Genomic DNA, 13,718 nt, shown 5'->3' with positions numbered 1-13,718 from the left:
TTTTATGGCTAGAAATTGTCTTTCTATTATTCTTGCAGCAGGTGAGGGAACGCGTATGAAGTCACCTATTCCTAAGGTGCTTCATAAAATTGCTGGATTACCACTTATATGCCACGTTATAAAACAAATAGAATTGATAAATTCTTCACAATTGGCAGTAATTGTAGGTTGTGGTGCAACAGATGTTATGGGAGTAGTTCAATCCTTTTCAGAGAATGCAATGATTTTTGAACAGAAAGAACGTCTAGGGACAGCTCATGCTGTTTTAGCTGCTCGTACTGCATTGCAAAAGAAGGTAGATGATGTCCTCGTTGTTTTTGGAGATACGCCTCTGATTGAGCAAGCATCATTGTTACAAATACGTGCCCAACTTGCTGATGGGGCAGATATCGTGGTTTCTGGTTTTTATACAGAAAATCCAACGGGATATGGACGTCTAGTTGAAAAAAATGGCAGGTTGGTTGCAATTGTAGAAGAAAAAGACGCAAATGACGAAGAAAAAAAAATTTCTTTTTGTAATGGCGGAATACTCGCTATTAATGGGAAACATGCAATTTCTCTTTTAAGCAAGATTGATAATAATAATTTGAAGAAGGAATATTATTTAACAGATATTGTTTCTATTGCATCACGTGAAGGATTAGATGTTCGAATCGTTGAAGTTCCTTTTGATAATATTGTAGGAATCAATAACTGCTTTGAGCTTTGTAAGGCTGATTCTTTATGGCAAAAACGGAAAGCACATGATTTAATGTTATCTGGTGTTACAATACTTAAACCAGAAAGTATTTATTTTTCTTATGATACAGAAATTGAGCCGGGGGTAGTGATCGAGCCACATGTTTATTTTGGTCCGGGTGTGAAAGTACGATCTGGAGCAGTGATCCGTGCATTTAGTTACTTAGAAGGTGCTATTATTGGGCAAGATGCACAGATTGGTCCTTATGCACGTCTGCGATCTGGAACAGAATTGGCAAGGTCAGTAAAGATTGGAAACTTTTGTGAAATAAAAAAAGCTAAAATAGGAGAATCCTCAAAGGTTAATCATTTAAGTTATATTGGCGATGCAAAAATTGGTGCACGTACCAATATTGGAGCTGGTACAATTACTTGTAATTATGATGGCTTTCATAAGCACAACACTGTAATTGGTGATGACGCCTTTATAGGATCTCATTCAGCACTTGTTTCTCCAATCATTATAGAGAACGGTTCTTATATTGCTTCTGGCAGTATTATTACAGAAGATGTCCCTATGAATAGTTTAGCTTTGGGGCGTGCACGACAAGTGATAAAAGAGGATTATGCAAAAAAATTGCGTGCTCGTTTATCAAAGGATAAACTGGAAAAATGATCGTTTCTAAATTTGTTTTCTTTATTTTGTCGTGATTTAGTAATCGTTTAAGAAGCTTATTTTAAAATATCGCTGTGCTGTAGCATATTTGATTTATGAGATTACTCAAAATTTTGAATGGAGGCAGTTAAATTTTTTACGGAGTTATATAAATCTAAAACGTGGGTTGGAGCTTTTAAATGTGTGGAATTATTGGGATTCTTGGAAAGAGATGCGTTGTTTCTTCTTTGGTTTCTGGTTTAAGGCGTCTTGAATATAGAGGATATGATTCATCTGGAATTGCTACTGTACACAATGGGTGTCTTCATCGTATAAGAGCCGAAGGAAAGCTTGTTAACTTAGAAGAAAAATTAAAAAAAAACCCTTTAAAGGGAAATTTAGGGATTGGTCATACGCGTTGGGCTACCCATGGTGTTGCTGTGGAACGGAATGCTCATCCCCATATGACAGAACGGCTTGCGATTGTTCACAATGGCATTATTGAAAATTTTGTAGAATTGCGACAAGAACTGATTGAAGATGGTTATATCTTTGAGACAGAAACCGATACAGAGGTTATTGCTCATTTAATTACGCGTGCATTAAAAAATGGTCTTTCTCCACAAGAAGCAATATCGGCAAGTTGGAAAAGCTTGCAGGGGGCTTTCTCTATCGCACTTATTTTTGAAGGTGATGATAATCTTATGATTGCTGCTCGTTCTGGTCCGCCATTAGCGATTGGTTACGGAGAGGGTGAGTTTTTTGTCGGATCAGATGTAGTAGCTTTAGCACCATTTGTAGATCGTATTAGCTATATGGAAGAGGGAGACTTGGCAGTTTTTACACAGGAAGGGGTAACAGTTTACGACGCAAAAAATCAGCCTGTAGAACGTCCTATTGTAACATTATTTGAAAAAAATTTACTGGTTTCTAAGGGAAATCATCGTCATTTTATGCATAAGGAGATGTTTGAACAGCCTGAAGTTATTTCTCATAATTTAGCGCATTATCTTGACTTTGGAAACTATACGGTTCGCTCACTTAAAAATTTCATTGATTGGAAAAAAATTAACCGAATACTTTTTGCAAGTTGTGGAACGGCTTACTATTCAACCTTAGTTGCACGTTACTGGTTTGAGCGTTTTGCTGCTTTAAGTGTCGATAATGATGTTGCTTCGGAATTTCGTTATCGTGAGCCTCCTATAACTTCTGATATGTTGTCGATGTTCGTTTCTCAGTCTGGTGAAACAGCTGATACGTTGGCATCTTTACGCTATTGTCGTGAACATGGTGTACAAACAGCGACAATTGTAAATGTTGAGCAGTCAACAATGGCAAGAGAAGCTGACTTTGTTTTACCAACATTAGCTGGACCAGAGATTGGTGTTGCTTCAACAAAAGCTTTTACCTGTCAGTTGGCAACACTTGCTGCAATAGCACTGGGTGCTGCTAAGCAGCGTGGATATCTTTCAGAGAAAGAAGAACACCGGTTTGTTCAGCAACTAGCAGAAATTCCAAGAATTTTGAATGAAGTTCTAAAATTGGATAATAAAATTGAGCAACTTTGTCGTAATTTAATAAATGCAAAAGGTGTGCTTTATCTCGGGCGCGGTACTTCTTATCCAATTGCTTTGGAAGGTGCGCTTAAATTGAAAGAGCTTTCTTACATTCATGCTGAAGGTTATGCAGCTGGTGAGTTAAAACATGGGCCGATTGCGCTAGTGGATGAGACAATACCTGTTATTGTTGTGGCGCCTTATGATAGATGGTTTGAAAAGACCATGTCTAATATGCAAGAAGTTGCAGCACGCAATGGTCGTATTATTTTTATTACCGATAAAAAAGGGGCAGAAGCAGTCCGTCTTGATACTTTATCAACTGTTATTTTGCCAGATATTCCAGAGTTTATCGCGCCTATTATTTATGCTTTGCCTATTCAGTTAATCGCTTACCATACAGCGGTTTTATTAGGAACAGATGTTGATCAACCTCGTAATTTAGCAAAATCAGTGACGGTTGAGTAAAAAAATTATTTATGCTTTTGATGATTGCGGGATGATAATAAAGGTTAAACGAGGTAATAGAACTATCCGGTATCTAATGAATGCACATTACTAATACCAGTATCAGTAACGAATTTATGCCACAGTAATTATATTTAAAAATAGTTATGGCTCTAATTCCTAACGTGTTATTTAAATTTTTTGAAAAAAATAATATAACTTTAAAATATGTCTATGCCAAAATTACCTATGATATACTTATTTATCATGCGGTATAATCATACTTTTTTACAATTAATATATAATATAGGAGTTATATACATTAAAGTTGGGTGAGAATAAATTTGCTATGGTAGAGACCATAACTATAATTCTTTCGACCTTATTGTTGATTAGAGCATTGATAGCAGAAAAATTGATTTAGTTAGAAGCTTTATATGGCGTTCTTTTGTTTTTATTTTTGCAAAAGATAGGAACGCAATCTCGACTGCAACTCTTAGTATTAAAGTGGTTGTTCTGTAGAGAATATATTTATGATAATTCCTGATAAGGTGCTCCTAAAATTTTAATTGGGTTTACAAAACCTCTCATTCTAAATGCGCGTCCAGTATTGCTTCCTGTATATAAGCTTGGAATAGTGCTTAGACTTATTTGATAGGTTTTCTTTATTTCCAATTACTATAATTGTTTTTTTTTGTTTGTGGCAATACAAGCGAGTTTGGTAAATTGTCGATGACTGCTTCCTGACTTTACCCATATAATGTGGATATAGTTTTAAGCGAGATTCTGATTTTTGAATTATTCTAGATGAGTGTGCTTATTTATGGTGATTTTATGGAATGAATGATCCCATTATTAATGTTATTGTTATAATTGAGAATAATGTAGTCCATGTAATTATAGATGCCATAACTTCATAGTCTCCACCCATTTGTCGGGAAAGTATATATGCATTACCTGCACAAGGTACTGAAGAATATAAGATTGCAATGCATGCAGCAACTCCAGAAGTGTCTGTTGCTTTAAGAATTATAATTGTAATTATTGGCATAATAAGTAATTTTAAAGTGGTGGCCCACAAAATAGAAACCATTTTATGAACTTGCATAGATATAATCAATCCTGCTCCTACTGACATAAGACTTAGCGGTGTAGCAGCACCTGATAGGTAAGATAATAGTTGTTTTACTGGTTCAATAATATGAATATGAAATATATTCATTATGACACCAGCTATTGCTCCTATTATCAATGGATTTTTAGTGAGTGCTATTAATGCTCCTTTTATACTTTTCTTATTTCCTGTTCCGTAGTGATTCATTACCAAAACACTTATTATATTCGTTATAATAATCATATACGCAACAAAAAAACCAGATAAAGCTACTCCCTTATTTCCAAATAGAGATTGAGATAAAGCAATAAAAACATATGAGTTATAGCGAACTCCACCTTGAAATATTGAAGTCAATAATTCTGGTGTTTTACCTATTAAACCTTTCATTAAAAAAATTATTGCGGATACTAATAATGTTGAAGTTATAGTCGAAATTATTGGGTAAATGTTATTATCACTGCTAAAATTAGCTTCGCTGATGTCAAGTATTAGTAATGCTGGAAAAAAAACATAATACACAAATTTATCTGACCTTGACCAAAAGATAGATATGTCTTTTATGTAAATTTTAGAGAGATAGCCTATTACGATTAATAAAAAAATTGGTAGTATGGCGAAGAAGGTATTGATCATAGATGAGTCTCTTTTATAGTGAAAATACAGCTTTTAACTCTTTTAAGATTCCTGTGTTTCCATAGCCTTTCAGAGATAAATATTCGTTGCACCCATCGCAGAGGTGTATTTTTTTTATCAAATTTTGGTTGAAATTTGTCTCTTGAGTGTAATGAAAATTTGTTGTCTATATAAACTAGATAGATCTCCAGGACTAATATCTATAGCTATGGAATTTTTTTTAATTAATTTGTAAAAATTTTTTAGTGCTTTTTCTGCTTTAGTTGATGATGATTTTATCATTCCAGGATAAAAAACAGCACTAATATCAGGGTATTCGTGATCTTTAGATATTATAGGAACCAAAGGGGTTTCTTCATATTCTGGACTATTTGAAATCCTCCATCTGTAAGGAAGTTTTATATTGTAAAATTTGCTTGATAATGTATTAATATCTTCTTGAGAAAGCTCTTTGATAGATATTCTGGAGTCTGATATTTTCGTCAGTGGGCCTTTTGGATCTTGTCTTATGCCAAATAATAATAATCCCGTAGGAGATACATTTGTTTTTGAAAAATGTTTTAATGCGGCATTTTCAATGTGGAAATCAAGTTCTACATCGAAACCTATGCCTGTGTATTGACTTTTCGATTTTAGCTTAGGTATTAAGTTATTAACTAATTCCTTCCCCTCAAATTGAATAGAATATGGCTCTCCGATTAAAGATGCTATTCCTGTTAAAAAGTTTTCACTTACATTACCTGATTTTGCAGATGGTGTGTAAATGTCGGGATCAGGAGAAAAAAATATTTTTTTATTTGTTGGTGAATTTTTTATGATAATATAGGGTTTAGGCATCTATAGATGCTTTTTGTTTATTTAATTCCAACATTATTCTTTTTGACAAATGGTTTATCATTGCTATTTTTAAGCTATGTATATACTCATCACCGCCTTCTGGATCATACTCGATTTTATTTAATGCTTTGAATAATGTTTTTTTCTTTATCACTAAAATAAAAAGTATTTTGACAAACCACGAATTTATTCCTGCTTTTTTACTAATTAAACATAGTTTATGATAGTAATAATTTATTATTTATTAAAATTTAATAAATATATCATTAGTTTTATTTTTAGGTATTATTGTATTTATATTTTATTTATTAATTATTATTGATCTATTTTACTAAGAACAAATATTAATAAATTCCGTAATTTGGAAAATTAAATTACGGTTGAGTAAAAATGAGTTTGTGTTTTTAAAGCTTTGGAAGAGATTAAGGAAATACGTAAATAAAAAATATTAGCATTAAAAATATGCAAAATATTTATCAAAGATGCTTTTTTACATTATCCTGCACGTAACAGTCGAGTGGCATCATCACGTCCGAAAAGATTAAGCAGTATGCGTAAAGCTTTTCCTCGTTCTGAAGAAAAAGCGGCATCACGTTGCAAAAATAGGTGGGCATCTTTTTGTGCTATTAATAAAAGATCATTATGCGTTGCCAGGTTTGCTATACGAAATGCAGGTATACCAGATTGTCGAGTTCCTAAAATCTCTCCTTCTCCTCGTAAACGCCAATCTTCTTCAGCAATTTTAAAGCCATCCTCTGTATTGCGTATAATGTTAAGGCGCATTGCGGCCATTTTTGTTAGCGGATCTTTATATAAGAGAACACAAGAAGATTTTTTTTCTCCTCGCCCAACACGTCCTCGCAATTGATGCAGTTGTGAAAGTCCAAAATGTTCTGCGTGTTCGATAATAATGATCGAAGCATCTGGGATATCCACCCCTACTTCAATGACTGTTGTTGCAACTAAAATACTTGTGTTGCCACATTTAAAAGACTTCATAGCAGCTTCTTTTTCATCCGTAGACATTTTTCCATGTATCATACCAACACATGCTCCAAATCGTTCACGGAGAAATGCAAAACGGCTTTCAATTGAAGTAAGTTCAAGAGCTGTAGATTCTTCTACCAAAGGACATATCCAGTAGAGTTTTTCTTCTTTTTTCAATGCAACCGCAATTCGTTCGATCAGCTCATTAATACGTTTTAGAGAAAGCATTGCTGTAGTAATTGGTTGTCGACCAATTGGTTTTTCTACAACTTTAGAAACATCCATGTCACCAAAAGCTGTCAAAACTAATGTGCGCGGAATAGGAGTGGCCGTCATTACCAACATATCAGTTTTATTTCCCTTTGCTGTAAGAGCAAGACGTTGATGTACACCAAAACGATGTTGCTCATCGATAATGGCTAAAGCAAGATTATTATAAGCGACATTATTTTGGATGAGAGCATGGGTTCCGATGATAATAGAGATTTGTCCTGATAAGATATCTTTTAGAATCTGGTTACGTAACTTTCCTTTTTCTCGCCCTGTTAAAAGTATTGTTTTTAGTCCAATCTTTTCGGCAAGAGGTGCAATTGTGGTAAAATGTTGCCGAGCAAGAACTTCCGTTGGTGCCATTAAAGCTGATTGTCCTGAACTTTCAGCAACTTGTGCTATTGCCATTAATGCCACTATGGTTTTTCCTGCTCCTACATCACCTTGTAGAAGTCTTAACATGGGTTCTGGTGAAGCGAGATCACGTGCAATATCTTCTACTGCTTTTTTTTGTCCATTCGTAAGTTGAAAAGGTAAAGTTTTTAGCAATTTTTTAGTATAAATTCCTGTTGATGGGCGAGAAATCCCTGCAAGAGATTTTGTTTTTAATCGCACAAGACCGAGAGCGAGTTGACAAGCTAGCAATTCATCGTAAGCAAGACGTCTGCGTGCTGCACTTTCTAAATCTAAATCATTAGGATCTATAGGGGTGTGGATACGGCGTAATGCAACAGAAAAAGAAGGAAAATTATGCTGTTTTTTAACACTTTCCTCTATCCATTCTGGTAAAAGAGGAACACATTCAATGGCATTTCTTATTCCACGTCTCAATACTTTTGCTGATAGTCCAGCTGTAGAAGGGTAAATAGGCTCAATGAGTGGCATCTGATTAAATTTTTCGCTCAATACAATATAATCGGGATGCACCATTGAAAATTGTCCATAAAATCGTTCAGCTTTACCTGATACGATAACTTTTTTTCCTTCTGGGAGTTGTTTTTTTAACCAAGAACGTTGTGCATGAAAAAATATTAAATTGATTTTTCCTGTTTTATCGTGTGCGACGATACGATAAGGGGATTTGTTATGTCCAAGTGGTGGCGGTTGATGTTGATCAATAATAATTTCAAGAGTAACAGTAGTTCCTTCTTGTGCACAAGCAATGCTGGGGCATATTCTACGATCTATAACAGAGTGGGGCATTAATTGAATAAGATCGAGAATGGTGGGTTCACGTTGTGTAAGATTAATGTTTAAGACTTTGGCTAGTAAAGCACAGATTTTCAGATTAATTCCTGGAAGAGTACGAAGAGAAGAAAAAAGAGGACTAACAAGATTTGAATACATAAAAATTTAGCCTGCTTTTTTTATTTTTGTGAGTTTATTTATTATAATTATAAGAACTTCTTTATGAAAGTCTAATATGGAATATAAAGAAACTAAAATTGTCTTTTAGATATGTAAAAGAACTAAATTGGTAGATTGAGTATGATGAGTTAAAGCATCTGTTTACTACAAGGCAGATAAAAATTATTATTCGGCATTTATTTTTTAGTGAGAAATTGTGAGAGAATTAGAAAATACAATAGAATATGATAAAAGTACTCTTCCTCGCTTTATCCATTTGAGGGTTCATTCAGCATATTCATTGCTTGAAGGGGCTTTAAAAATCCCACAAATTATTCAAAGTGTAATTTCTGATCATGCTCCGGCAGTTGCTATTACGGATACAAATAATTTATTTGGTGCTTTAGAATTTTCTCAATACTGTATTTCTCATGGTATTCAACCTATTATAGGTTGTCAGCTTGCAATTGATTTTAGCAATGATAATGAGGGGTTGCGTTCGATTAAAGGGCGTGATTCTTCTGATTTTTGCTCTATTGTTTTATTTGCGGCTAGCGAAATTGGTTATGCCCATTTAGTTCGTCTTGTTAGTCGTGCTTATCTTGATAAGAGCGATACTGATCCTCCTCACATCAAAGCCGATTGGTTATTATCGCATAGCGAAGGGATAATTGCGTTGACCGGTGGTAGAGGGGGACCGATTAATTCTTTTTTGGAAGAGGGTAAAAAAGAACGTGCGGTTGAGTGTTTAGTTTATTTAAAAAATGTCTTTGGTGATCGTCTCTATGTAGAATTACAACGATATGGTTCTTATGATAGAAAAACAGAAGCCGTGCTTATTGAGTTGGCTTACGCACATGAAATTCCTCTTGTTGCAACAAATGAAGCTTTTTTTCTTAATAAAGAAGGATATGAAGCTCATGATGCGTTGATGGCAGTTGCAGAAGGACAAATTGTCTCTAATCCAGATCGAAAACGTGTAACGCCAGATCATTATTTAAAATCACAAGATGAAATGGTTGCACTTTTTTCTGATCTTCCAGAAGCTTTGGAAAACAGTGTTGAAATTGCATTACGTTGTCATGTTTCTACCCCCATACGAAAACCAATTTTGCCTCGTTTTATAGAACAGACTGCCAATTCAAATTTTACTTTAGAAGAAGAGGATAGTGAGTTATTAAATCAGGCTAAATCTGGTTTAAAAATGCGGCTTGAAACAATAGGATTAGCTGAAGGATATACGATTGCAGATTACGAACAACGGCTTGATTATGAAATTTCAGTTATTACGCGTATGCAATTTTCTGGTTACTTTCTTATTGTTTCAGACTTTATAAAATGGGCGAAAAGCCACGGCATTCCCGTTGGTCCAGGTCGTGGTTCTGGTGCTGGTTCGCTTGTGGCTTATGCGTTGACTATCACCGATATTGATCCATTGCGTTTTTCACTTCTCTTTGAGCGCTTTCTTAATCCAGATCGTGTTTCCATGCCAGATTTTGATATCGACTTTTGTCAGGAGCGGCGTGAAGAAGTTATACGTTATGTTCAAGAAAAATATGGTCGCGATCAAGTGGCGCAAATTATTACATTTGGTAAATTACAGGCACGTGCGGTTTTGCGTGATGTCGGGCGTGTTTTAGAAGTGCCTTACCGTCAAGTAGATTATCTTACAAAATTGGTTCCTGCTACACCTGGGATACAAGTCGAACTAGCTGATGCTATCAAAGATGAACCAAAATTTGAAGAAGAGAAGAAAAAGGATCCTGTTATTGGACGAACATTAGATATAGCACTTCAGTTAGAAGGGCTTTATCGTCATGCGTCAACTCATGCAGCAGGGATTGTTATAGGAGACCGTCCGCTGTCAGAGCTCATTCCTATGTATCGTGATGCTCGCTCTGATATGCCTGTTACGCAATTTAACATGAAATATGTTGAACAGGCCGGGCTGGTCAAGTTTGATTTTCTTGGATTGAAGACGCTTACTGTTTTAAAAATGGCAGTAGATTTTGTTGCACGAAAAGGAATCAAAATAGATTTATCGTGTATTCCATTGGATGATGAAGCAACGTATGCCATGATGACACGTGGTGAGACAATTGGAGTATTCCAAGTTGAAAGCGCTGGTATGCGTAAAGCACTGATAGGGATGAAACCAGATTGTATTGAAGATATTATTGCGCTTCTTGCACTTTATCGCCCTGGTCCAATGGAAAATATTCCAACATATAATGCACGCAAACATGGAGAAGAAGAAATTGCTTCTATTCATCCTAAAATAGATCATCTGCTTAAAGAAACACAAGGTGTTATTGTATATCAAGAGCAAGTGATGCAGATTGCTCAGGTGCTTTCTGGCTATTCGCTTGGAGAAGCGGATTTATTGCGTCGCGCTATGGGTAAAAAAATCCATGAAGAAATGCAAAAACAGCGCACACGCTTTGTGAATGGGGCAATTGCTGGTGGTGTAAAAAAGGATCAAGCTAATATTATTTTTGATCTTTTAGCAAAGTTTGCAGACTACGGTTTTAATAAATCGCATGCTGCTGCTTATGCAATTGTTTCTTATCAAACCGCTTATATGAAGGCACACTATCCCGTTGAATTTTTAGCGGCTTCAATGACTTATGATATGGCCAATACGGATAAGCTAAATGATTTTCGGCGTGAAGCATTACGATTAGGGATTAAAGTTATTGCACCTTGTGTACAAACATCACATAGTGTTTTTGAGGTTGGAGAGAATTGTATTTATTATTCTCTTGCTGCTATTAAAGGTGTGGGAGAGGCTGTTGTTGATCATATTGTCGCTCGTCGTGGAAATAAAACTTTTAAGGATTTAAAAGATTTTTGTGAGCGTATTGATCCTCGTATTGTTAATAAACGCGCAATGGAAAGTTTAATTTGCGCTGGTGCTCTTGATTGCTTTAATATTCCTCGTGAAAAGTTATTTGAGAATATTGAAATGCTCCATGCACATGCACTTCGTATTATTGAGAGCAATTTTAGCGGGCAGACTGATATATTTGGAATAACAGATGAGCTAAAAGATCCTTGGAATTTATCACCAGCAGATCCTTGGTTACCTGCTGAGAAGCTTTATCGTGAGTTTCAAGCTATAGGTTTTTATTTGTCTGCCCATCCTCTAGATGAGTATAAAGACATTCTTGTTAAAAAACGTATTCGGACTTGGATTAATATTTCTAATGAAATCAATGGGGAAGAAACTTCTATTAATCTTGCAGGAACGGTTGTGGCAAAACAAGTCCGTAAAACAAAGTCTGGCAAAAAAATAGGAATTATTCAGTTTTCTGATACAAGTGGGCAATATGAAACAGTTATATTTTCCGAAGCGCTTTCAGTTTATGAAGATATACTAGAGCCTGGAGAATCTTTTATTGTTACTGTGAATGCAGAAAATCGTTCTGAAGGGGTTCGTTTGCAACTTAATAAGGTTATATCTTTAGAAAAAGAAGCCTCAACGCATTATAAAATGATGCGCATCTTTATAAAAACAGTTGATCTTCTTTCACAACTTGAAGAAAATTTAGATTTGAATGGAAACGGAATAGTAAGGGTTATCTTGATTCAGGAGGATAGGTTCCAAGAAGTTGAAGTTGAGCTTCCCAAGCGATACAAAATAAATTTACGCATGAAAAGTGCTATAGAAATAATTCCCGGTGTTGTTAATGTAGAGTTGATTTAAAGAGATAATGATGTGGCAGAATGACGGTTTATTTTGGATGGTGTTTGCCTTTATTTGGAATTGAATATTTTTGTTTTGAATCAAATTATTAATTTATAATTGTTTTCTTTTTATTTTTAATGAGTTACAATATTTTTTTATGTAATAAATTAAAAAAAATGTTTATTTAAGTCACGGACATTCAAAGTAATTGGGTATATAAAATTACTATCGCATGCTTTTTTATTTCATTTTTTTTAAGTTCATAGCATCATGCATATAAAGCCAGTCAAGACCAGATATGATACTTTCCGGTGAACGAATTTTCATTATAAAATTACGCGCAATTGCTATGGGACCAGTTGCATGATAGATTGCTCTATTCAAATCCCCACGTTTTTTTACTGCTACAATGCGAGGGCGGCGCACTTTTTCATAAAGTGAGAGAGATTTATCGAGTGAAAGCTCTTTAAAAGAAAGTGCTTCTGCTAATGTAGCAGCATCTTCTATTGCCATAGCAGCACCTTGTGCTGCAAAGGGCAAAGCTGCATGTGCACAATCACCGACAAATACCTGTCGTTTCGAGCCTAAAAAACGATCATGTTTCATTTGGAAAAGTGGCCAATAACTCCATTCATCAATATAGTCAAAAATTTGCAAAATTTGAGAATTCCAACCTTTAAAAAGAGATTTAAGCTTTTCTGTTTCCCCTTTATTATTCCATTCTTTTTTTACATTTTTTCCATGAGTAATGGCGACAAAATTTACAGTTTTTTCTGATGATTGAATGGGATAGGCAACAAGGTGATTTTGGGGTCCCATCCAAGCAATAATTGTCTTCATATTTTGCAATAAAGAACTGTAATTTTGAGGAAAGTTTTTCAATTTTGTTGTTGCACGCCAAGCAATAAAGCCACTAAAATCTGCTTTCTCATTAAAGGGGGTCAATTGTCGTAATGTTGACCAAACTCCATCACATCCGATAAGCAAAGATGTCGAGTAAGATTTGTGTTGCGTTTGAATTTTTGCATCTGTTTTTATTGTTTTTATCTCAATATTGCTAGTTGTGTCTTGATTAAATGATACTACAGTTTCACCTGTTATATATTGGATAAGGGGATTTTCAATAACAGCGTTATGTAAAATTTTTTGTAAATCAGCTCGATGAATTGTAATATAAGGAGCTTTCCAATTTTGTTCTGACAAATTGATGAGATTGACACGTAGATGTGTTTTTAAAGATATTCCATCTCTTAATTCAAGAAAATGCGGTATTATTCCCACGTTGGTGAGCTGTTTAAGAATTCCCCAACGAGCAAGGATACGTGTTGCATTAGGAGTAAGTTGGATCCCCGCACCTACAACATCAAATTCTTTACATTTTTCGATGAGGGTGCTTGCAATTCCCTTTTGGGCCAGTGCTAAAGCTGAACTCAAGCCCGCAATACCCGCTCCGATAATTACTGGTGATTGTTGATTGATCATTTCATATCAAAAAGTATGAAA

7 protein-coding genes are annotated in these 13,718 nt (G+C 35.0%); 3 read left to right on the top strand and 4 right to left on the bottom strand.

The window, feature by feature from the left end:
* Positions 1-4: 4 nt before the first annotated feature.
* On the top strand, positions 5-1,354 hold the full coding sequence (glmU, locus tag V4P55_RS02805) for a bifunctional UDP-N-acetylglucosamine diphosphorylase/glucosamine-1-phosphate N-acetyltransferase GlmU (protein ID WP_455474917.1): 1,350 nt from the start codon (positions 5-7) through the stop codon (positions 1,352-1,354).
* A 179-nt stretch (positions 1,355-1,533) separates the two neighbouring features.
* Entirely contained in the window at positions 1,534-3,357 is a 1,824-nt protein-coding gene (glmS, locus tag V4P55_RS02800) for a glutamine--fructose-6-phosphate transaminase (isomerizing) (RefSeq protein ID WP_455474916.1), read from the top strand.
* Positions 3,358-4,168: 811 nt separating this feature from the next.
* Here glmS and V4P55_RS02795 read toward each other — a convergent pair.
* The 3 genes from V4P55_RS02795 to recG all read right to left on the bottom strand — a co-directional run bounded on the left by V4P55_RS02795 (position 4,169) and on the right by recG (position 8,527).
* Complete coding sequence (locus V4P55_RS02795) at positions 4,169-5,086, bottom strand: AEC family transporter (protein WP_455474915.1); 918 nt, start codon at positions 5,084-5,086, stop codon at positions 4,169-4,171.
* Between the two features lie 117 nt (positions 5,087-5,203).
* Positions 5,204-5,923 (bottom strand): hypothetical protein, encoded by a 720-nt coding sequence (locus V4P55_RS02790; RefSeq protein WP_455474914.1) that lies wholly within the window; start codon positions 5,921-5,923, stop codon positions 5,204-5,206.
* A 495-nt stretch (positions 5,924-6,418) separates the two neighbouring features.
* Positions 6,419-8,527 (bottom strand): ATP-dependent DNA helicase RecG, encoded by a 2,109-nt coding sequence (recG, locus tag V4P55_RS02785; protein WP_455474913.1) that lies wholly within the window; start codon positions 8,525-8,527, stop codon positions 6,419-6,421.
* 217 nt (positions 8,528-8,744) lie between these two features.
* Here recG and dnaE point away from each other — a divergent pair, with 217 nt between their 5' ends.
* Complete coding sequence (gene dnaE / locus V4P55_RS02780) at positions 8,745-12,233, top strand: DNA polymerase III subunit alpha (RefSeq protein WP_455474912.1); 3,489 nt, start codon at positions 8,745-8,747, stop codon at positions 12,231-12,233.
* A 222-nt stretch (positions 12,234-12,455) separates the two neighbouring features.
* Here dnaE and V4P55_RS02775 read toward each other — a convergent pair whose 3' ends face one another.
* Entirely contained in the window at positions 12,456-13,697 is a 1,242-nt protein-coding gene (locus tag V4P55_RS02775) for an FAD-binding protein (protein WP_455474911.1), read from the bottom strand.
* Positions 13,698-13,718 lie beyond the last annotated feature (21 nt).

The organism is Bartonella sp. B30(2025), assembly GCF_053793825.1.
The sequence above is the reverse complement of the archived record's forward strand: the minus strand, read 5'-3'. Positions and strand labels throughout refer to the sequence as shown.

Coding starts and splice junctions, on each gene's coding strand:
- glmU (WP_455474917.1), top strand. CDS start 5: ATGGCTAGAAATTGTCTTTCTATTATTCTTGCAGCAGGTGAGGGAACG.
- glmS (WP_455474916.1), top strand. CDS start 1,534: ATGTGTGGAATTATTGGGATTCTTGGAAAGAGATGCGTTGTTTCTTCT.
- V4P55_RS02795 (WP_455474915.1), bottom strand. CDS start 5,086: ATGATCAATACCTTCTTCGCCATACTACCAATTTTTTTATTAATCGTA.
- V4P55_RS02790 (WP_455474914.1), bottom strand. CDS start 5,923: ATGCCTAAACCCTATATTATCATAAAAAATTCACCAACAAATAAAAAA.
- recG (WP_455474913.1), bottom strand. CDS start 8,527: ATGTATTCAAATCTTGTTAGTCCTCTTTTTTCTTCTCTTCGTACTCTT.
- V4P55_RS02775 (WP_455474911.1), bottom strand. CDS start 13,697: ATGATCAATCAACAATCACCAGTAATTATCGGAGCGGGTATTGCGGGC.